The organism is Pseudomonas sp. BIOMIG1BAC (genome assembly GCF_001705995.2).
Classification (GTDB): domain Bacteria; phylum Pseudomonadota; class Gammaproteobacteria; order Pseudomonadales; family Pseudomonadaceae; genus Aquipseudomonas; species Aquipseudomonas sessilinigenes.
Genome location: NZ_CP049045.1, coordinates 970,200 through 989,578 on the forward strand (window position 1 = coordinate 970,200; position 19,379 = coordinate 989,578).

Annotated in this window: 19 protein-coding genes; 7 read left to right on the forward strand and 12 right to left on the reverse strand. The window is 63.3% G+C overall.

What is annotated here, in order from left to right:
* Nucleotides 1-68: 68 nt before the first annotated feature.
* The 10 genes from fis to ATY02_RS04420 form a co-directional block, all read right to left on the reverse strand.
* Nucleotides 69-389, reverse strand: a complete 321-nt coding sequence (gene fis / locus ATY02_RS04375) for a DNA-binding transcriptional regulator Fis (protein WP_003186237.1) — start codon at nt 387-389, stop codon at nt 69-71.
* Nucleotides 386-1,399: a tRNA dihydrouridine synthase DusB gene (gene dusB, locus ATY02_RS04380; RefSeq protein WP_068577179.1), complete on the reverse strand. Its 1,014-nt coding sequence runs from the start codon at nt 1,397-1,399 to the stop codon at nt 386-388. Before dusB ends, fis begins: the two co-directional genes overlap by 4 nt.
* 195 nt (nt 1,400-1,594) lie before the next feature.
* Complete coding sequence (locus ATY02_RS04385) at nt 1,595-2,890, reverse strand: DUF3426 domain-containing protein (RefSeq protein WP_068577177.1); 1,296 nt, start codon at nt 2,888-2,890, stop codon at nt 1,595-1,597.
* Between the two features lie 30 nt (nt 2,891-2,920).
* Nucleotides 2,921-3,799, reverse strand: a complete 879-nt coding sequence (gene prmA, locus ATY02_RS04390; protein WP_068577175.1) for a 50S ribosomal protein L11 methyltransferase — start codon at nt 3,797-3,799, stop codon at nt 2,921-2,923.
* Between the two features lie 34 nt (nt 3,800-3,833).
* Nucleotides 3,834-4,694 carry an EI24 domain-containing protein gene (locus ATY02_RS04395; RefSeq protein ID WP_068577173.1) on the reverse strand — a complete coding sequence of 287 codons (861 nt, stop codon included), beginning with the start codon at nt 4,692-4,694 and terminating at the stop codon, nt 3,834-3,836.
* Nucleotides 4,695-4,760: 66 nt separating this feature from the next.
* Nucleotides 4,761-6,119, reverse strand: coding sequence for an acetyl-CoA carboxylase biotin carboxylase subunit (gene accC / locus ATY02_RS04400; protein ID WP_068577172.1), 1,359 nt, complete (start codon nt 6,117-6,119; stop codon nt 4,761-4,763).
* Between the two features lie 17 nt (nt 6,120-6,136).
* The gene (gene accB / locus ATY02_RS04405; RefSeq protein WP_068577169.1) at nt 6,137-6,598 is read right to left on the reverse strand and encodes an acetyl-CoA carboxylase biotin carboxyl carrier protein; all 462 of its coding nucleotides are present in this window, start codon (nt 6,596-6,598) and stop codon (nt 6,137-6,139) included.
* A gap of 48 nt (nt 6,599-6,646) precedes the next feature.
* Nucleotides 6,647-7,099, reverse strand: coding sequence for a type II 3-dehydroquinate dehydratase (gene aroQ, locus ATY02_RS04410; protein WP_068577167.1), 453 nt, complete (start codon nt 7,097-7,099; stop codon nt 6,647-6,649).
* A 297-nt stretch (nt 7,100-7,396) separates the two neighbouring features.
* On the reverse strand, nt 7,397-9,358 hold the full coding sequence (locus tag ATY02_RS04415) for a methyl-accepting chemotaxis protein (protein ID WP_068577166.1): 1,962 nt from the start codon (nt 9,356-9,358) through the stop codon (nt 7,397-7,399).
* 53 nt (nt 9,359-9,411) lie between these two features.
* Complete coding sequence (locus ATY02_RS04420; protein ID WP_068577164.1) at nt 9,412-11,082, reverse strand: response regulator; 1,671 nt, start codon at nt 11,080-11,082, stop codon at nt 9,412-9,414.
* Nucleotides 11,083-11,370: 288 nt separating this feature from the next.
* On the opposite strand from ATY02_RS04420, the gene ATY02_RS04425 reads away from it, so the two are divergent.
* From ATY02_RS04425 to speA, 4 genes are all read left to right on the forward strand, one after another.
* Nucleotides 11,371-12,438 (forward strand): DUF2333 family protein, encoded by a 1,068-nt coding sequence (locus tag ATY02_RS04425; RefSeq protein ID WP_068577163.1) that lies wholly within the window; start codon nt 11,371-11,373, stop codon nt 12,436-12,438.
* 3 nt (nt 12,439-12,441) lie between these two features.
* Nucleotides 12,442-12,978, forward strand: coding sequence for an NUDIX hydrolase (locus ATY02_RS04430; RefSeq protein WP_068577162.1), 537 nt, complete (start codon nt 12,442-12,444; stop codon nt 12,976-12,978).
* A gap of 196 nt (nt 12,979-13,174) precedes the next feature.
* Entirely contained in the window at nt 13,175-13,546 is a 372-nt protein-coding gene (locus ATY02_RS04435; RefSeq protein ID WP_015634001.1) for a translation initiation factor Sui1, read from the forward strand.
* Nucleotides 13,547-13,768: 222 nt separating this feature from the next.
* The gene (gene speA / locus ATY02_RS04440; RefSeq protein ID WP_068577161.1) at nt 13,769-15,682 is read left to right on the forward strand and encodes an arginine decarboxylase; all 1,914 of its coding nucleotides are present in this window, start codon (nt 13,769-13,771) and stop codon (nt 15,680-15,682) included.
* A gap of 94 nt (nt 15,683-15,776) precedes the next feature.
* Here the strand turns inward: speA and ATY02_RS04445 are convergent, their stop codons facing one another.
* Both ATY02_RS04445 and ATY02_RS04450 read right to left on the reverse strand, forming a co-directional pair.
* A complete protein-coding gene (locus ATY02_RS04445; RefSeq protein WP_068577159.1) occupies nt 15,777-17,123 on the reverse strand; it encodes an MATE family efflux transporter in 1,347 nt (448 codons plus the stop codon).
* A gap of 85 nt (nt 17,124-17,208) precedes the next feature.
* Nucleotides 17,209-17,502 (reverse strand): hypothetical protein, encoded by a 294-nt coding sequence (locus ATY02_RS04450; RefSeq protein ID WP_068577157.1) that lies wholly within the window; start codon nt 17,500-17,502, stop codon nt 17,209-17,211.
* A 189-nt stretch (nt 17,503-17,691) separates the two neighbouring features.
* Between ATY02_RS04450 and ATY02_RS04455 the strand changes: the two genes are divergently transcribed.
* From ATY02_RS04455 to ATY02_RS04465, 3 genes are read left to right on the forward strand one after another with little or no spacing between them, the layout of a single operon-like run.
* Nucleotides 17,692-17,997 (forward strand): MazG-like family protein, encoded by a 306-nt coding sequence (locus tag ATY02_RS04455; protein ID WP_068577155.1) that lies wholly within the window; start codon nt 17,692-17,694, stop codon nt 17,995-17,997.
* Entirely contained in the window at nt 17,994-18,743 is a 750-nt protein-coding gene (locus tag ATY02_RS04460) for a methyltransferase (RefSeq protein ID WP_068577153.1), read from the forward strand. The genes ATY02_RS04455 and ATY02_RS04460 overlap by 4 nt, the downstream gene beginning before the upstream one ends.
* A gap of 11 nt (nt 18,744-18,754) precedes the next feature.
* On the forward strand, nt 18,755-19,372 hold the full coding sequence (locus tag ATY02_RS04465) for a DUF4136 domain-containing protein (protein ID WP_068577151.1): 618 nt from the start codon (nt 18,755-18,757) through the stop codon (nt 19,370-19,372).
* Nucleotides 19,373-19,379: the final 7 nt, after the last annotated feature.

Below are 19,379 nucleotides of genomic sequence, written 5' to 3' on the forward strand. Positions count from 1 at the left end.
AAAGCAAGGGAGTCAGCAAAAAAGGCGACCGTTTTTTACGCGGGCGCCTTTCTGGTTTGAGTGAATGCTTACAACAAATCGTACTGCTTGAGTTTCTTGCGCAGGGTTCCGCGGTTCAGACCCAGGAGTTCGCTGGCCTTGGTCTGGTTGCCCTTGACGTAGTTCATCACGCTTTCGAGCAACGGGGCCTCGACTTCGGAGAGCACCAGGTTGTACACGTCCGTGACGGCAGCGCCCTCAAGGTGGGCGAAATAATTGTGCAGCGCCTTCTCGACACTCCCGCGAAGGGTCTGGCCTTCTTCGCTGGGGGTATTGAGGTGCTGTTTCAAATTCACGTTGTCGCTCACGGGTGTTGTTCCACTCACTAAAGTCTCGGTCATCATCGTCATGCGGCCACCCCCTCTCCGTCCCCTGTTTCCAGGCTCTTGTAACGTCCGGCGAAGAACTCACGGACGTTGGCGCACTGTGCTTCCGTATCTTCCAAACGATTGAAGTGGGCGCGAAACTCCCTGGCGCCCGGCAGGGTTGCGAGATACCAGCCCACATGCTTGCGCGCAATGCGTACGCCCATGACATCCCCATAGAAGGCATGCAGCGCGGCCAGGTGCTCCAGCAGAATACGTTCAACCTCGAACAGCTCCAGTGCCGGGAGGGTTTCACCGGTACGCAGGAAATGCTCGATCTCACGAAAAATCCATGGCCGCCCCTGGGCGGCCCGGCCGATCAACAGCCCGTCGACTCCGGTGGCATGCAACACCTGCCGGGCCTTTTCGGGCGAGTCGATATCGCCGTTGGCAAAGACCGGAATCGACACCGCCTGCTTGATTGCGGCGATGGTGTCGTACTCGGCCTCGCCGGTGTACAAGTCGGCGCGGGTCCGACCATGGACCGCCAGTGCCGTGATGCCAGCCTGCTCGGCGATCTTCGCCACCGTCAGGCCATTCTTGTTCTGCCGGTCCCAGCCGGTACGGATCTTCAGGGTGACCGGTACGTCCACCGCGGCCACCACCGCCTGGAGAATCTCGTTGACCAGGACTTCGTCTTTCAGCAACGCGGAGCCGGCGGCCTTGTTGCAGACCTTCTTCGCCGGGCAACCCATGTTGATATCAATAATCTGTGCGCCCAACTCGACGTTGGCGCGGGCGGCGTCTGCCAGCATCTGTGCATCGCCACCGGCAATCTGTACCGAGCGTGGCTCGGGATCGCCTTCGTGGATCATGCGCAACCGCGATTTGCGGCTGTTCCACAAGCTCATGTCGCTGGTGACCATTTCCGAGACTACAAGGCCGGCACCCAATTGCTTGCAAAGCTGACGAAAGGGCTGGTCGGTAACCCCCGCCATCGGGGCGAGAACCAAGCCGTTTTGCAGTGTGTATGGGCCGATGCGTACCGCCGACATAGGACTTCCCTGTTGTGGGGCCGGATCATGAGAGTTCGAAAAAGGGTTGGCATGATACCCGCTCTCGATGACCGGATAAAGGCTGAATTGGATAAAATCTGAACAGTTATTCTGCCGGTTCCCAGGATTGACCCAGGGGGAGGCTGTCATAAATCTGTCGTCAATCCAGAGTCGTCCGTTAACTCTCCAGCCGTTTCACTCGGGTGAGTGGAAACTCAGACTGTAGTTCACGGCTTTGGGTCCTGGGTCGAGAATATCGAGGGCGATGTGAATCGGGGTCTGCGGTGGCATTTCCGCAGCGTCTTGCAAGTCGCCGCCCAGGTATTCCCCGGGCTTGAAGCTGCGACTGGCGATCAGGTGGCCGTTGAGGTCGGCGAAGCGTAGTTCCAGCAGCGGGAAGGGCTGGGAGAAGGGCGCTCGGTTGTAGATGATGGCGTCCACCACCAGGGCTCCGCTGAACTCCGGGTGGCTGCGCACCACCAGGTTGCTGCTCTTGATCCGGTCGATGTCGACGCGCGATGGTACCGTACATCCGAATTCCGGACACAGTTGCTGGAACCAGGGGCGGTACTGGTCCTGGCGCGCCAGTTCGTCGAAGTGATAGGCGATGTACTGGGCTACCAGGCCGCCTGCAGCCAGCAGGATCAGTAGCAGCCAGAGCAGGCGACGTCCCCAGGGTGAGCGACGTTTTTGCCAGTCGAGATGGAGCGGGTCGTCTTCCAAATCCAGCAGGACGTCGTCCTGGACTCCGGGCTCATTGCGCTCGCGGCGCTTCTTGCCGGCGGTCGCCGTGGGCGCTTGGTCGTCGGAGTCGGAATGGTTGGTGGCCACAGGTGCAACCGGCTCCGGCTCATCATCCGGGCGCAGCCTCGGGTGCTGGGGCTCGTCGTCCAGGTCCGCCAGGTTGAAGGACAACGAAGGTTCGGTGCGGCTGGAGCGCGGTGGCTCGACGTCGCTATCGTGCGTGGACTTGAGGCTGATGGACTCGGGTTCATCGTGCTCGGCGGCGCTGGCGAACAGGCCGCCGGGCCAGTTGCCCTCATCGGCGTCCTGGGGGTCGCGACGTGCGGTGAGGCCATCTTCCCTGGGGGCGTGCTCACGACCGAATGCCTTGGCAGGCTGGATCTCGCGTTGTTCGAGCTTGGCCAGTTCCTCGTCGAGGTCCAGGTGGTCCAGGTCCATTTCCGCGGCCGACCACTGTTTCTGGCTGATGGCGCGTTGTGCCGGTGCGGGCTCCGGTGGCGGTGGTTGCAGTTTCGGTTCCACTGGTGCCGGTGCCGGTTTCGGAGCCGGTTCGGCTGCCGGCTTGGCGACGGGCTTGGGCACCGTGCCTTCCTTGGCTGCGCGTTGCTCAAGCAGCTGGCGTGCGGCGTTGAACACTTGCAGGCAAGATCCGCAACGCACTACCCCGCGAGCCACGCTCAACTGAGCATGGCTGACACGGAACCTGGTTTGGCAATGCGGGCACTGGGTGACGAAACTGTCGGTCATGCGGCCATCCGGATTATGCAGGCGGCCATTCTAGCGCCGACGGCCGGTGATGCGCACCCAGCCGTCGAGGGTGGCAATCGGGTCCAGATCGAAGTCCTGGGCGTAGGCGGCGGCCACTTCCTCACCTTGTTCAGCGAGGATCCCGGAGAGTGCCAGGCGTCCCCCGGGCTTTACCAGGCTCGACAGTTGCGGAGCCAGGGCAACCAGCGGGCCGGCAAGGATGTTGGCCACCAGCACATCGGCCTGTTGTGGCGGCAGTTGTTCCGGCAGGTACAGCGGGAACAGCTCCTCGGCGATGTGGTTACGCCCGGCGTTGTCGCGGGAGGCTTCCAGGGCCTGGACATCGATATCGGTGCCCACGGCCTGCTTGGCGCCCAGCAGCAGGGCGGCGATGGCCAGGATTCCCGAGCCGCAACCGAAGTCCAGCACGTTGCAGTCGCTCAGATCCTGGCTGTCCAGCCACTCCAGGCACAGGGCGGTGGTCGGGTGGGTGCCGGTGCCGAAGGCCAGGCCCGGGTCCAGCAGCAGGTTGACCGCGTCCGGCTCCGGGGCGTCGTGCCAGCTGGGAACGATCCACAGGCGTCGGCCGAAGCGCATCGGCTGGAAGTTGTCCATCCAGCTGCGTTCCCAGTCCTGGTCCTCGATGACTTCGCTGTGATGCTCCGGTAGCGGGCTACCGGTCAGCAATTGGAGGTGGGCCAGGACGCTGGCGGCTTCGGTGCCGCCCTCGAACAGCGCCAGCAGATGGGTATGGGACCACAGCGGGGTGGTGTTCAATTCAGGCTCGAAGATCGGTTGGTCTTCGGCGTCCATGAAGGTCACCGACACGGCGCCGACTTCCAGCAGCGCGTCTTCGTAGGTCTCGGCCTGTTGCGGGGTGATGGCGAGACGGACTTGTAACCAGGGCATGACGGGACCTCAGAACGCGAAAAAAGATGAGCCTTTATAGGGGCGGCAAGCTTACTTGAGGTACACAGGCCGCGCCAGCCGGGCTTGGCGTACGTTCCAGGCCGCGATAGGCGAGATGACAAGTACCCGCCCCCAGCAGGGCCGGCACCAGCAGGTTGAGCACCGGTACCAGCGCAATCACGAAGATTAGCAGTCCGAAGGCGGCCATGGCGCCACGTTGCTGCCGGATGGCTTGCAACTGTTCCTCGCCGCTGGCCAGTCCGGCCAGGGCCGGCGCGGTGAGAAAACGTACATTGAGATAGGCCAGCAGGAGCATCAGCAGCATCCCGTTCACGAACGGGATCAGCAGGCATAGCAGTGGGCCCAGGCCCAGGCTCAGCCAGGGCATCAGGTAGTAGCGGGCACCTCGCAGCATGTTCCCGGGGGCCGGGGTACGGCCCTGCAGGTGCGGATACTGGCGCAAGGCTCGTTGGCGCAGGCTGCCCATCAGCACCCAGCGCAGCATCAGGCGGATGCTCAGGATGATCATGCCGGTGTAGAGGGCGACTATGACTGCGACGGCCAGCAGGCCTGCATAGATCAGCAGGGTGGCCAGTGCCGGGGCGATGGCGCCCATGCCGGCAACGCTGGCTCCGCCGCTACCGCTGATGCCGGGAACGAAGCCGATGACGGCCGCGCCGTAGACGACGAACAGGGAGATCGCGCCGGAGACGATGCTGATGAGCTGGAAGTTGCTGTAGAACGCCCAGGTCCACAGCCCGAATACAATCAGGCAGAGCAGGCTGGAGCGCAGCAGGATGCCAGGGCGCAGGCTGGAACGCAGGGCCAGGGCCAGGCAGGTCAATGCCTCGCCGCAGGCTCGGGTAATGCCCTGGCAGCGGGTTTTCAATGTCATGGGTTGCATCCTGCAAAAATGAGAAAAGGCCGCATGATGCGGCCTTGTCCGGGGTGCTGCGGGCGATCAGTGTTGCTCGGCCAGCTTGTGCTCCAGGTAGTGAATGTTCACTCCCCCTTTGCAGAAGCCTTCGTCGCGGGTCAGGTCGCGGTGCAGCGGGATGTTGGTCTTGATTCCGTCGACGACGATTTCGTCCAGCGCATTGCGCATGCGCGCCATGGCTTCGTCACGGGTTGCCCCGTAGGTGATCAGCTTGCCGATCAACGAATCGTAGTTCGGTGGAACCGCATAACCGCTGTACAGGTGCGAATCGACGCGTACGCCGTTGCCGCCTGGAGCATGGAAATGCTTGACCGTGCCTGGGCTCGGCATGAAGGTTTTCGGGTCTTCGGCGTTGATCCGGCATTCCAGTGAGTGACCGCGGATGACTACGTCGTCCTGGCTGATGGACAGCTTGTTGCCAGCGGCAATGCTGAGCATCTCCTTGACGATGTCGACACCGGTGACCATTTCCGATACCGGGTGCTCGACCTGTACGCGAGTGTTCATCTCGATGAAGTAGAAACGACCGTTCTCGTAGAGGAACTCGAAGGTGCCGGCACCGCGGTAGCCAATGTCGATGCACGCCTTGACGCAGCGGGCGAAGACTTCCTGGCGGGCGGTCTCGTCGATGCCTGGAGCCGGGGCCTCTTCGAGGACCTTCTGGTGACGGCGCTGCAGCGAGCAGTCGCGATCGCCCAGGTGGATGGCGTTGCCCTGGCCGTCGGACAGGACCTGGACTTCCACGTGACGTGGGTTGGTCAGGAACTTCTCCAGGTAGACCATCGGGTTACCGAACGCCGCGCCAGCTTCGGAGCGGGTCAGCTTCGCCGAGGCGATCAGGTCTTCTTCCTTGTGCACCACGCGCATGCCGCGACCACCACCGCCGCCGGCGGCCTTGATGATCACCGGGTAGCCGACTTCACGGCCGATGCGCAGCGCGGTCTCTTCGTCTTCGGGCAGTGGGCCGTCGGAACCTGGGACTGTCGGTACGCCGGCAGCGATCATGGCGTGCTTGGCGGACACCTTGTCGCCCATCAGGCGGATCGTCTCGGCTTTCGGGCCAATGAAGGCGAAGCCGGAGTTCTCCACCTGTTCGGCGAAGTCGGCGTTTTCCGCCAGGAAGCCGTAGCCAGGGTGGATCGCCGTGGCGCCAGTGACTTCAGCGGCCGCGATGATGGCCGGGATGTGCAGGTAGGACTGCGCAGCTTGCGCCGGGCCGATGCACACCGATTCGTCAGCCAGGCCCAGGTGCATCAGCTCCTTGTCGGCCTTGGAGTAGACGGCTACGGTCTTGATCCCCATTTCCTTGCAGGCACGCAGGATCCGCAGGGCGATTTCGCCGCGGTTGGCGATCAGGACTTTTTCCAACTTCGCAGGCTTCATCAAAGACTCTCCGCGGTTCAAACGATGGTGAACAGCGGTTGGTCGTACTCAACCGGCTGGCCGTCTTCGACAAGAATGGATTCGATCACACCGCTGGTTTCAGCTTCGATGTGGTTCATCATCTTCATCGCTTCGACGATGCACAGGGTGTCGCCTTTCTTCACGCTCTGGCCGACTTCAACGAAAGCAGGCGAGGTTGGCGAAGACTTGCGGTAGAAGGTACCGACCATCGGCGAGCGGGCCACGGTGCCGTTCAGGGCAGGTGCGGCGGCAGCGGCAGGTGCGGCAGCGGCAGCAGGAGCGGCGGCCGGGGCAGCCACTGGAGCAGCGGCCACAGGAGCCGGTGCGTAGTATTGCTGGGCTGGAGTCTTGCTGTGACGGCTGATGCGTACGGACTCTTCGCCTTCCTTGATCTCCAGCTCGTCGATGCCGGACTCTTCCAGCAGTTCGATCAGTTTCTTGACTTTACGGATATCCATGAATCATCAACTCCCAGGGGTCGGTCAGGGGCGTTTAACGCTTGTTGTTCAAGCTGTTGCCTGTCTTTCAAGCTGTTCCAGGGCGGCCTCCAGGGCCAGTCGGTAACCGCTGGCGCCAAGGCCGCAGATCACTCCTACAGCGACATCTGAAAAGTAGGAGTGATGGCGGAAAGGTTCGCGTTTGTGCACGTTGGACAAATGCACTTCGATGAATGGGATGCTCACCGCCAGCAACGCGTCACGTAATGCGACGCTTGTATGTGTAAAAGCTGCTGGATTGATCAGGATGAAGTCCACGCCCTCGTCTCGCGCGGCGTGGATACGCTCGATCAATTCGTACTCGGCATTGCTCTGCAAGTACTGCAGGTGATGCCCGGCGGCACGGGCCCGCTGCTCCAGGTCCTGGTTGATCTGGGCCAGGGTGGTTGCGCCATAGACCCCCGGTTCGCGGGTGCCGAGCAGATTCAGGTTGGGGCCGTGGAGAACCAGTAGGGTGGCCATCGGTTGTTCCTTGTTATCGGGGCGGTTGTCAGAACCCGGCGACTATGCCGGAAAGACTTTGTGACTGTCCAGTTCCCAGCAATAGCCAGCACGATGACCGATGTTTGCGCGAAATATATGACTGAGCAATGAAATCCAGTCATTTGCCTGCGCAATACGAGGCGGATGGGGGGATGGTGCCGGTTTCGCCGATGTTGGCGTGACCATGGTGGCCGTCGGGGGCTGCAGATCGTTGCGACCCCAAGGTAGCTGCTGGCCCCGAAGACCAGGTCGCAGCCCGTGGCCGCGGAGCCAGGGTCAGACGCGGAAGGCCTGGACCGCGGTATGCAGTTGTCCGCCCAGGTCCAGCAGGTTCTCGCCCTGGGCCCGGCCTTCGCCAATGCGCAGCAGATTGTCGCCTCCCAACTGATGGATACGCTCACTGTGGTCGCGGATCTCGCTGACGGCGCCACTTTGCTGGGCTGTGACGTCGGCGATCCGCACCGCGGTGTCGGCGATGGTCTGGATCGCCCCGACGATTTCGTCCAGGGCGCCGTCGGCAGCCTGGGCCTGGCTGGCGGTGGCTTCGGCATGCTCGACCTGCGCCCGCATGCCTTGTACCGATTGTTGGGCAGCGCTCTGCAGGCCGGCGATCAGGGTCTGGATCTCTGCCGTGGCGCCGGCGGTGCGCTGGGCCAGGGAGCGTACTTCCTCGGCGACCACGGCAAACCCCCGGCCCATTTCACCGGCCCGGGCCGCTTCGATGGCGGCGTTCAGGGCCAGCAGATTGGTCTGTTCGGCAATCGAGCGGATCACCGTCAGCACGCCGCCGATGGTGGCCGATTCCTGGGCCAGGTGCTCGATCATCTGTGCATTGCCCTGGACTTCCCCGACCAGTGCATGCAAGCCCGTGAGGCTCAGGCCGATGACTGTCTGGCCCTGCTGGACGGCCAGCCCGGCGCTGCGGCTGGCATCGGCGGCCTGGCTGGCATCGCCCGCTACTTGCTGGATCGTCGCTTCCAGCTCGCCAAGGGCGTCGCGGATCTGTGCGGTATCGCCCGCCTGGCGCTCGGCCCCGCTGTGCAGGCCGCTGCTCAGGTCGGCCAGGGCCCGGCTGCTGCCGGCTACCTGTTCGGCGTTCTGGCGAATGGTGCCTACCAGGTCCACCAGGTAGGCCCGCAGGCGGTTGAGGGATTCTTCGATGGCGTGCAGCTCACGGTTGGTCTTGCCCAGCTGGATCGGTTGGCTGAAATCACCCTGGGCCCAGGTCGATAGGGCAGGGGCGAGATTGGTCAGGACCCGTGCCAGCTTGCGCTGCAAAGTGTCGATCACCAGGGCGATCAGCAGGATCAGGCCGATCATCAGGCCTTGCATCAGGCGCACCTCGCCCTGGATCTGTCCATGCTGGGCGCGCACCTCAGGTTCCAGCTCGGCAATCGCCTGGCGCACGGCCGTGATCTTCAGCAGGGTGGCCGCACTCAGGTCGGCGCGCTTCTGGATCTGTTCGCGGGTTCGCGCCAGTTCGGCTGGGTAGCGATTGAGCAGGCTGTTGAGCTCGCGCTTGAGGCCGATGCCGGCGTCTTCAGCAGCGCTTTTCTGGGTGTTTTCCAGGCCCATCATGGCGGCGAAATCATCGGTGCTGGATTCGTTGCTGGCTGCCACGCCCAACAGCGGCAGGGCCTCGATCTGTTCGGCCTGGGCGCGGATGTTGTGCAACTCGCGCTCGACATCGGCCGCCAGTTCGCTGCGCCCGCTGCTGACCAGCTTGTCCCGGGCCAACGAGAGTTTGCCCAGGTGCTGCGAAGCGGCCAGCAGCAGGGGCAGGTAGGCATTGGCCTCGCCGGTCTTGGCACCGCTCGCGTATTGGCTCAGTTGTTCGAGACTGGCGCCCAGCTCGCGTTCGGCCTGCAACAACAGGGCCTGGGGATCGCCCGCCAGCTTGCCGGCGGCCAGCAGGTCGGTCTTGCTGAACTCGTCGAGGCTGGCCAGGCTCGGGCGCAGACTGTGTGCCAGTTGAGGGGGCAGCTCGGGCAGGGCACCTTGCAGGGCTTCGATGGCTTGGGTGGCGCTGCTCAGGCGCAGGGCGTCGCCGCTGGCCAGGTAATCCTCGATGTTGCGTGCGGCCTGGTTCTGGAACTGTTGGGACAGGCCCAGGTAGCGCTCCATCAAGAGGTAAGGGCGCTCCAGGGCACGTTGCGACCACCAGAGCGTCGCGCCCAGGGCCAGGCAGACGGCGACAAGCAATAGCGTATTGAGATTGGTCAGCAGCTTCAGGCGCATCGGGGCTCTACCAACGACTTAAATGGTAAGCGCCTGAATTTATTGCGTTTGTATTACAAGGTTATGACCGAATCGGTGGATTCGGATGAAAAGGTGGCACTTTGACTTGACTGCCGGGCGCTCTGCACCCGGTTGCGCCCGCTGTGCTTGGCACGGTACAGGGCCTCGTCTGCCTGGCTGGCCATCAACAGGCTATCGGAGCCCTCTTCCATCTCGACGACCCCGGCGCTGAAGGTGCACCACAGGTCCTGGGGCTGGGCCGGGTAGTGGATCTCGGCGAAGCGTTGGCGGATTTCGTCCAGTACCTTGCATGCCGCGTCCTGGTCGGTGTCGGGCATGACGATGGCGAACTCCTCGCCGCCGTAGCGGCCGATGAAGTCGGTCTTGCGCAGGCGCTGCTTGAGGAACAGCGCAAGGCTCTTGATGACCCGGTCGCCCATGGGGTGGCCATGGCTGTCGTTGACCCGCTTGAAGTGGTCGATGTCCAGCATGGCGAAGCTCAGCGGCTTGTTTTCGCGACGGGCGCGGAAGCAGCAGTCCTCCAGTAGTTGCAGGATATGGGTGTGGTTGTACAACCCGGTCAGGCTGTCACGGACCATCCTCGCCTTGAGATTGCGGGCCCTGGCAGCGCGGTTGCGTACCGTGGTGATCAGGTGGCGCGGCTTGATGGGCTTGGTGAGGAAGTCGTCACCGCCTTCGCTCATGGCGTCCAGTTGCTTGTCCAGGTCGTCCTCGGCGGACAGGTAGATGATCGGCACGCTGACGTAGCGGTCATTGTGGCGGATCACCTTGGCCAGCTCGGTGCCGGTACAGGCCGGCATGTACATGTCGAGGATGATCAGGTCCGGCTGGAAGTCCGCCAGTTCGGCCATGGCCTGGATCGGTTCGATCAGGGTGCGGGTGACGATCCCGGCGCTGTTGAGCAGGCGCTCGGTGTGCAGCGCCTGGGCCCGGGAGTCATCGATGATCAGCACTTTATAGGGTTCGTACTGGGCCACGCAGGTCAGCACCTCGATCTTCTCCAGCAGGCTGGAGGCTTCCAGGGTGCCGGTGAGGAACTCCTGGCCACCGGCGCGCACCGCGGCCAGGCGGGTCGGGGTATCGGTTTCGTGCAGGCTGAAGAACAACAGCGGCAACTTCTGCTCCAGGCCGACCTGGGCCTCGGCGGCCAGGGTCAGGCCCATGCCGGGACCGCAGAAGTCCACGTCGATGACGATGGCCGCCGGCAAGCGCTCCACCATGGACGAGCGAAAGGCGCCGATGCTGTCCAGGGATTGGGCGCTGAGGCCAAAGAATTCCAGCTGCTTGGCCAGGCGCTCGGCCCGGTCGTGATCCTGCAGCATCACGTAGATCGGCTTGCGCAGCGGCGGCAGGAAGGTCTGCTCCAGTTGGTCGCCATGGCGTAGCCCGGTGCGCGACAGGCGCTGCATCAAGCGATTGAGGTCGGTGATCAGGTGGCTGCTCAGGCGCCCGCGATTGGCGTCCACGGCTTCCAGCGATTGGCTGATGCTACGGGCCAGTTGCGTGTGTTCGGGCTGTTCGAAGCGCTCGGCGAAACGCAGCAGGCGCAGGTTGGCCTCGCAAAGCTCCGACATATCGGTGGATGACCACTCGCTGCGCTGCAGCCGCTGCCATATCTCAAGGATCTGACGTGCCTGATGAATTACCCGCTGGGCAAAGTGGTGCTTGAGGCGCTCACGGCTGGGGTCTTCTGGCTCGGTCATATCCTGACTACTAGTTAGGGTGCATGCTGAGATCGACTGGTGGCTCTATGCTAGCACCACTTTCGAGTCCCATGAGTGTCGTACGTCAATAATGTGCAAAGCGACGTGATCGGGTTTTGCACCGACTGCTCGCATAGGCTCTGGAGTGTGCTTCATTTATAGTGGCCGCCTGATTCGCAATCATTGCGCGGCGCGCATTTGCCGGGAGATTTCTCCCGCCAGGGCAAGGCACGATGGAGTAGGGTTGTGGTCGAACCGATGAACCCAAGTGATTGAAAGGATATAGCCATGCTGGATTGGAAGAACCGCGCAGACAGCGCGCCGGAACGTGCAGCCCAACCCAAGTCGGCGACGCGCAGTTATTTCGGTAGCCTGCTGTTCAGTCGTGCCCTGGCTACCTTGCTGGGCCTGTACCTGCTGGTCACCGGGGCCCTGGGCTGGTATTGGAGCCAGGAGCCCGCGCTGTTCCCCGTCCAGCAGAACGCCCAGCTCGCCGCCGAGAAGGACGGCCGGCAGATGGTGGTGGGCTACACCACCGTGGAAACCCTCAAGACCGTGGTCAGCACCCTGCTCGACAAGCCGGGCGGCTATATCTCCAACGACCGTTTTCCGCCGGGCATCTGGCTGGACAACATGCCCAGCTGGGAATACGGGGTCCTGGTCCAGGTTCGCGACCTGACCCGCGCCTTGCGCAAGGATTTCGCCCGGTCCCAGTCGCAGTCCGCCGAGGACGCTGACCTGGCCAAGGCCGAACCGCGTTTCAACTTCGACAACAAGAGCTGGATCCTGCCCTCCAGCGAGTCGGAATACCTGGAAGGCATCAACTCCCTGAGCCGCTACCAGGCCCGGTTGTCGGACCCCAACCAGAAGACCGCGCAGTTCTATGCCCGTGCCGACAACCTGAACAATTGGCTGGGTGACGTGGGTACGCGCCTGGGCTCGCTGTCCCAGCGGCTGTCGGCCAGCGTCGGGCGGGTCAAGCTCAATACCGCGCTGAAGACCGAAGTCCCGGCTCCGGGCCAGGTTCCGCAGGTGGGCGAGGAAATCGAAGAAACCCCATGGATGCAGATCGACAACGTGTTCTACGAGGCACGTGGCCAGGCCTGGGCGTTGTCGCACCTGCTGCGGGCGATCGAGGTGGACTTCGCCGACGTGCTGGCGAAGAAGAACGCCACGGTCAGCGTGCGCCAGATCATTCGCGAGCTGGAGGCGTCCCAGGAGACCGTCTGGAGCCCGATGATCCTCAACGGTAACGGCTTCGGTATCCTGGCCAACCACTCGCTGGTCATGGCCAACTATATTTCCCGAGCCAACGCAGCGGTCATCGACTTGCGCCAACTGCTCAACCAGGGCTGATCCATGGTCGCAACCACCAATGAGGCGGCGCACCGCGCCGCCTCCGATGCCGAACAGATCGCCTGGGTCGATGGCGAGGACCAACTGCTGGGCGCCATGGCCCGCTCGGAGCTGCGCGAGCGTGGCCTGATCGGTCGTGGTACCTACATCATGCTGTTCAATTCCGCTGGTGAGTTGTGCGTGCACCGGCGCACCTTGAGCAAGGCCATCTATCCAGGATATTGGGATGTCGCGGCTGGCGGCATGGTCCTGGCCACTGAGAGCTACGCCGAGTCGGCGGCCCGTGAGCTGGAAGAGGAGCTGGGGGTGAGTGGGGTCGAGCTGGCCGCCCACGACCACTTCTTCTTCGAGGACACGGACAACCGCCTGTGGTGCTCGGCCTTCTCCGCCGTATGGGACGGACCGCTGCGCCTGCAGCCGGAAGAGGTGCTGGAAGCGCGCTTCATTCCCCTGGACCAGGTGCTACGGGAAATCCACGAGAAGCCCTATTGCCCGGACTCCCTGGCCGCCTTGCAGCGCTATCTGGCACGACGTCGTTAAAGTTGCATAAATTGACGCCGATTGGCTCTTAGCAAGTCGGCTTTTTGCCGTTACACTGCGCGCCTTTTCAAGCTGAGCCAGCGCTATCCCCGCAAGGGACCTGGCCCAGTAGCGCTGCCCCTGCCTGAGTGGGGCTTCGCGGTCGGTGCACGGTCATGTGCCCCGACCAGTCTTTGTCCTCCCAAGAGGATTGCCGGTGGCCAAAAAAGCCGCATCCTTCGCCGCCCTTGGTGGCCTGGTGTTTTCCACCGACGCAGGTCGACATTGCCCGGACTGTAGCCAGCCGGTGGCCGCCTGTATCTGCAAACAAACCGTGATTCCGGCCGGTGATGGCATCGCCCGTGTGCGTCGCGAAAGCAAAGGTCGTGGCGGCAAGACGGTGACCACCATCACCGGCGTGCCCCTGGCCGAAGACGCCCTCAAGGAACTGGCCACGACGTTGAAGAAACGTTGCGGTACCGGTGGCGCCTTGAAGGACGGCGTCATCGAGATCCAGGGCGACCATGTCGAGCTACTCTTGGCGGAACTGGTCAAGCACGGTTTCAAGGCGAAGAAGTCCGGCGGCTAGCAGCCTCTGTGAAAACCACCTCTGACTGGATGCTGTCCTGATCGATTCAGGACCCTGGCGTCGTCTCCATGGTTTTCACAGAGCCTGTTCAAGAACGGTTTCTAAACTCAGCACTGCATGCGCGGTCTATAGCGCCTGCAGGCTAATCGTCATTTTCATTCTTTAGACTGCGCCGGCCCCGGATCGGGGCGGCGCTCTATGACTTCTTTATAGGGGACTTCGATGTCCGTACGACGCACACGTAAAGACGATGGCAGCCAATGGACAGTTGCGGACAGCCGCAGTGTTTATGGGATTCGCCATTGGGGGGCCGGATATTTCGCGATCAATGACGCCGGTCGCGTCGAAGTTCGCCCGAATGGTCCGAGCAGTTTGCCGATCGATCTGTTCGAACAGGTCCAGGAATTGCGCAAGAGCGGCTTGTCCCTGCCTTTGCTGGTGCGTTTCCCGGATATCCTCCAGGATCGCGTGCGCCAGCTGACCGGTGCCTTCGATGCCAACATCGCGCGCCTGGAATACCAGAGCAAATACACTGCCCTGTACCCGATCAAGGTCAACCAGCAGGAAGCGGTGATCGAGAACATCATCGCCACCCAGAATGTCTCGATCGGCCTGGAAGCCGGCTCCAAGCCCGAGTTGCTGGCGGTCCTGGCCCTGGCACCGAAGGGCGGCACCATCGTTTGCAACGGCTACAAGGACCGTGAGTTCATCCGTCTCGCGCTGATGGGCCAGAAGCTGGGCCACAACGTATTCATCGTCATCGAGAAAGAGTCCGAAGTGGGCCTGGTGATCGAAGAAGCGGCGTCGCTCAAGGTCAAGCCTCAAGTCGGTCTGCGGGTGCGCCTGTCGTCCCTGGCTTCGAGCAAGTGGGCCGACACCGGTGGCGAGAAATCCAAGTTCGGCTTGTCGGCAGCGCAGTTGCTGTCGGTGGTGGAACGCTTCCGTGATGCCGGGCTGGACCAGGGCATTCGCCTGCTGCACTTCCACATGGGGTCGCAGATCGCCAACCTGGCCGACTACCAGCACGGCTTCAAGGAAGCCATCCGCTACTACGGCGAGTTGCGCAACCTCGGCCTGCCGGTCGACCACATCGACGTCGGCGGCGGCCTGGGCGTGGACTACGACGGTACTCACTCGCGTAATGCCAGCTCGATCAACTACGACATGGACGACTACGCCGGCGTGGTGGTGGGCATGCTCAAGGAGTTCTGCGACGCGCAGAGCCTGCCGCATCCGCACATTTTCTCCGAGAGTGGCCGCTCGCTGACCGCCCATCACGCCATGCTGGTGGTGCAGGTGACCGACGTCGAGAAGCACAACGACGACGTGCCGGCCATCGAGAACAAGGACGAGTTGCCGGAAACCGTACAGTGGCTGGTGGACCTGCTGGGCCCGACCGACATCGAGATGGTCACCGAGACTTATTGGCGCGCCACCCACTACATGAGCGACGTGGCCGCGCAGTACGCCGACGGCAAGCTGACCCTGGCCGAGAAAGCCCTGGCCGAGCAGTGTTACTTCGCCGTGTGCCGGCGCCTGCACAATTCGCTCAAGGCCCGCCAGCGCTCCCACCGCCAGGTGCTGGACGAACTCAACGACAAGCTCGCCGACAAGTACATCTGCAACTTCTCGGTGTTCCAGAGCCTGCCGGACACCTGGGCCATCGGCCAGGTGCTGCCGATCCTGCCGCTGCATCGCCTGGACGAAGAGCCGCTGCGTCGCGCGGTACTGCAAGACCTGACCTGTGACTCCGACGGCAAGATCAAGCAGTACGTCGACGAGCAGAGCATCGAGACCAGCTTGCCGGTGCACTCGGTCAACGAGGGCGAGGACTACCTGCTGGGTATCTTCCTGGTGGGCGCCTACCAGGAAATCCTCGGCGACATGCACAACCTGTTCGGCGATACCGACTCGGTGAACATCTACCAGCGGGCCAATGGCAGCGTGTACCACGCCGGCATCGAGACCCACGACACCATCGAGGACATGCTGCGCTACGTGCACCTGTCGCCCGAAGAGCTGATGACCCACTACCGCGACAAGGTGGCCAGCGCCCGGATCAGTGCTGCCGAGCGCACCCAGTTCCTGGACGCCCTGCGCCTGGGCCTGACCCGCTCGTCCTACCTGTCGTCCTGACGCCGGGGCATCCCTGGTGATGCCTTCAGGCCAATGAAAAACGCCGTTTCCCTTGCCGGGGAAACGGCGTTTTTTCATGCCTGGCGCCTGGCGCTCAATGAGCCTTGGCGAACCAGCCGTTTGTCTGTTCCAGACGCCAAGCGAAGACGCCCAGAGTCAGGCTGCGTAACAGCATGAACAGCAGAAAGCTCAGCCACAGGCCATGATTGCCCAGGCCCTGCAGGGCCCAGGCGCAAGGCAACAGCAGGAGCACGGTGAGCAGCATGCCGTTGCGCATCTCCCGCGCTCGGGTCGCACCGATGAACAGCCCGTCCAGCAGGTAGCTCCAGACCGCGATCAACGGCAGTACGGCAAGGTAGGGCAGGTAGGTGAAGGCCGTCTGGCGTACGTCGGCGATATCCGTCTGCATCTCGATGAACAGGTGTCCCGCCAAGAGAAACAGCGCTGTGAACCCCAGGCTGGCCAGTAGCGACCAGCCTCCGGCGACCACCAGGGAACGGCGCAGGGCCCGATGATCACGGGCGCCGATGGCGTGGCCGCACAGGGCTTCCACCGCATGGGCCAGGCCATCCAGGGCATGGGCGGTGAGCAAGAGGCCGTTGAGCAGCAAGGCGTTGGCCGCCACCGTGGCATCGCCCAGGCGGGCGCCTTGTACGGTGATCAGGAAAAATACCGATTGCAGGGCCAGGCTGCGGATGAAGATGTCGCGATTCACCGCCAGCAGTGGGCGCCAGTTCTGCCAGCGCCGCAGGGCAGCCCAGGCGATCTGTCCTGGATAGGCGCGCAGAGCCGGGCGGGTCATGGCCAGGCCCACCAATGCCCCGGTCCACTCGGCGATCACCGAGGCCCGTGCCGATCCCGCGACGCCCCAATCCAGGCCGAGGACGAACCACAGGTTCAGGGCGATGTTCACCAGGTTGGTGCTGAGCAGGATGGCCAGCGGCGCCCGGGCGTTCTGGGTACCGAGGAACCAGCCCACCAGGGCGAAGCTGGCCAGGGCGGCAGGCAGGCCCAGCAGGCGGGTATGGAAGAAGGTCCGGGTCATCTGGTCCAGGTCTGCCGAGGGCTGCATCAGCTGCAGGGCGGCACCGCTGAGCGGCACGCCAATGATCCCCAGCAGCACCGCCAGGCCCAGGGCCAGCAGCAACCCCTGGAGCAGGACTTGCCGCAGCGCGGCACCGTCGCCGCGGCCGGCGGCCTGGGCGGCGAAGCCGGTGGCCCCCATGCGCAGGAAACCCATGGCCCAGGCCAGGAAGGTATAGAGGCTGGCACCCACCGCCACCGCCCCCAGTTGATGGGCGTGGGGCAGGTGGCCGATCACCGTGCTGTCCACCAGGGCGACCAGGGGCACGGAAATGTTCGACAGGATCATCGGCGCGGCCAGGGCCCAGACGCGACGATGGGTGGGGCGATGACGCCAATCGGTGATCAGGGGGGACATGCGGGCTCCTTGCGAGAGCCGGCATTGTAGCGTCGCTATACGGCGCCGCCGAGGCCCGGAAGGGGTGGGGCAATAACCTGCAGGGTCAATGGATGATCCAGCTCAGCAGCCAGAGGCCGATGACCAACCAGATGAGCCCGAGGATGATCGAGGCGCGCATGAAGGCGCGGATGGCCGAGTAGAGGAACATCAGGCCGATGAGCAGGGTGATGATGCTGATGATCGAGGTGTCCATGCCCAGCGCGCGGGACAGGCCGTCGACAAAGTTGCCGCCGGCGTGGGTCAGGGTATTGAACAACCCGCTGAGCAGGTCGACGATGAAGCGGATGACCGAGCCGATGGCCTGGCCAAGCCATTCGAAGAAGCTTTCTACCTGCATGTGCATATCCTGATGAAAGATGAGCCGGTCACCCGGGAGCAACCTTGGGCCGCCAACGAGGGCGACGAGTTCCCTATCAGCATAGAAGCTGTCGGGTGCCGCACATTCTGGAGCACCCCGCTTGCCGGCGAAAGCGCTCTTGCGTCCCACGGCCAACCCCCGGAAGCTATACGCCTTCAGGAGACCTCGATGAACCTAGACCAACTGACCCAACGCTTGCATGCCATTCGTGACCACAACGACTGGCGGCAATTTCACAGCCCCAAGAACCTGGCCATGGCGGCCAGTGTCGAGATGGCCGAACTGGTGGAGATCTTCCAGTGGCTGACCGAGGACCAGTCGCGGCAGCTGCCGGCGGACAAGCTGGCCCATGCCGGGCAGGAAGTGGGCGATATCGTCCTTTACCTGCTGTTGCTGTGCAGCGAACTGGGGCTGGACATGGATCAGGTGGTGCGCAGCAAGCTGGCGGACAGCGAACGGCGGTTCTGCTCATGAGCGACCGGCACTTCGACCAGTTGGCGACACGTTTCGCCGAGAAGATCTATGGCGGCGCCAAGGGGGCGATCCGTCTCGCGGTGCTCCAGGCCGATCTCAAGGAGGCCCTGCCCGAGCGCCCGTTGCGGGTGCTGGATATTGGTGCGGGCCTGGGGCACATGTCCTTGTGGCTGGCACAGCATGGGCACCAGGTGACGTTGGCCGAACCAGCCGCACCCATGCTCGATGGGGCCCGCCAGCGGTTTGCCGACGCCGGGCATCAGGCGACCTTCATCCAGGCGCCCTGGCAGGAGCTGCTGGGACAACTGACCGAACCCTATGACCTGGTGCTGTGCCATGCGGTGCTGGAGTGGTTGGCCGAACCCCACGCGATCCTGCCGGTACTGCATCAGTTGACGGCTGCCGGAGGCTGGTTGTCGCTGGCCTTCTACAACCGCGATGCGCTGGTCTATCGCAACTTGCTCAAGGGGCACTTTCGCAAGTTGCGCAAGAATGACATGGCGGGTGAAAAACAGAGCCTGACCCCGCAACAACCGCTTGATCCTCGCGAGCTGGCGGCGCAACTTGATGGCAAGTGGCGAGTCGAAACCCAAAGCGGGGTGCGGGTATTCCACGACTATATGCCCGTGGAGTTCCAGTCCCGTGCCGAGCTCACGGATCTGCTGGAGATGGAGCTGGCTCACCGCCGACACCCAAGTTTCGCCGGGCTTGGGCGTTATCTGCATTGGCTGTGCCGGCCGGTCTGACGGAGTACTCGATGAAACGCCGCCTGGGTTTGATCCTCTTGTGTTCGGGGCTCGCCGCCTGCCAGGGCAGCAACCCCTATGTCGCCAGTTCCAGGCCCTTGCCACCGGCGCCAGCCCAGGCGGCCGGTACCTTCGACCGCAGCGCCTATCCAGCACCGCCCCGGGACTATGGACGCTATCGCAGCTGGGCCTGGCTCAATGGTCGCTTGCCCGCGGGCACGGCCTGGGCCGACTCGGCGCAGGTCGCAGAAGCCGTCGGCGATGCCCTGGACCAGCGCGGCCTGCGTCCATTGCATGACAACCGGCCCGCCGACCTGTGGGTCAGCGCCGACCTGCACCTGGAGAAGCGCTTGCGCCAGGTTCAGGAGGACTACGGCTATGGCGGTGGTTATGGCTACAACCGCTACAACCGCTACGGACCGGGTTATGGCATGTATGGCAGTGCGCCCATAGTGCGCACTTATGAAGTGGAAGTCGTCGTGGTACGGGTCAACCTGTTCGATGCCGGCAATGGCCAGCCGGTATGGAGCGCCAGCGCCGAGACCAGCAGCCGAGGCACCCTGGGCGAGCGCGCCGATGCGCTGCGCGAAGCCGTGCACAAGGCCCTGGCTGCTTATCCTCCCAGTTAGTCCTTTA

Bases quoted from the DNA above. Each gene is read 5' to 3' on its own strand.
- fis (WP_003186237.1), bottom strand. From the start codon at position 389: ATGACGATGATGACCGAGACTTTAGTGAGTGGAACAACACCCGTGAGC.
- dusB (WP_068577179.1), bottom strand. From the start codon at position 1,399: ATGTCGGCGGTACGCATCGGCCCATACACACTGCAAAACGGCTTGGTT.
- ATY02_RS04385 (WP_068577177.1), bottom strand. From the start codon at position 2,890: ATGACCGACAGTTTCGTCACCCAGTGCCCGCATTGCCAAACCAGGTTC.
- prmA (WP_068577175.1), bottom strand. From the start codon at position 3,799: ATGCCCTGGTTACAAGTCCGTCTCGCCATCACCCCGCAACAGGCCGAG.
- ATY02_RS04395 (WP_068577173.1), bottom strand. From the start codon at position 4,694: ATGACATTGAAAACCCGCTGCCAGGGCATTACCCGAGCCTGCGGCGAG.
- accC (WP_068577172.1), bottom strand. From the start codon at position 6,119: ATGAAGCCTGCGAAGTTGGAAAAAGTCCTGATCGCCAACCGCGGCGAA.
- accB (WP_068577169.1), bottom strand. From the start codon at position 6,598: ATGGATATCCGTAAAGTCAAGAAACTGATCGAACTGCTGGAAGAGTCC.
- aroQ (WP_068577167.1), bottom strand. From the start codon at position 7,099: ATGGCCACCCTACTGGTTCTCCACGGCCCCAACCTGAATCTGCTCGGC.
- ATY02_RS04415 (WP_068577166.1), bottom strand. From the start codon at position 9,358: ATGCGCCTGAAGCTGCTGACCAATCTCAATACGCTATTGCTTGTCGCC.
- ATY02_RS04420 (WP_068577164.1), bottom strand. From the start codon at position 11,082: ATGACCGAGCCAGAAGACCCCAGCCGTGAGCGCCTCAAGCACCACTTT.
- ATY02_RS04425 (WP_068577163.1), top strand. From the start codon at position 11,371: ATGCTGGATTGGAAGAACCGCGCAGACAGCGCGCCGGAACGTGCAGCC.
- ATY02_RS04430 (WP_068577162.1), top strand. From the start codon at position 12,442: ATGGTCGCAACCACCAATGAGGCGGCGCACCGCGCCGCCTCCGATGCC.
- speA (WP_068577161.1), top strand. From the start codon at position 13,769: ATGTCCGTACGACGCACACGTAAAGACGATGGCAGCCAATGGACAGTT.
- ATY02_RS04445 (WP_068577159.1), bottom strand. From the start codon at position 17,123: ATGTCCCCCCTGATCACCGATTGGCGTCATCGCCCCACCCATCGTCGC.
- ATY02_RS04450 (WP_068577157.1), bottom strand. From the start codon at position 17,502: ATGCAGGTAGAAAGCTTCTTCGAATGGCTTGGCCAGGCCATCGGCTCG.
- ATY02_RS04455 (WP_068577155.1), top strand. From the start codon at position 17,692: ATGAACCTAGACCAACTGACCCAACGCTTGCATGCCATTCGTGACCAC.
- ATY02_RS04460 (WP_068577153.1), top strand. From the start codon at position 17,994: ATGAGCGACCGGCACTTCGACCAGTTGGCGACACGTTTCGCCGAGAAG.
- ATY02_RS04465 (WP_068577151.1), top strand. From the start codon at position 18,755: ATGAAACGCCGCCTGGGTTTGATCCTCTTGTGTTCGGGGCTCGCCGCC.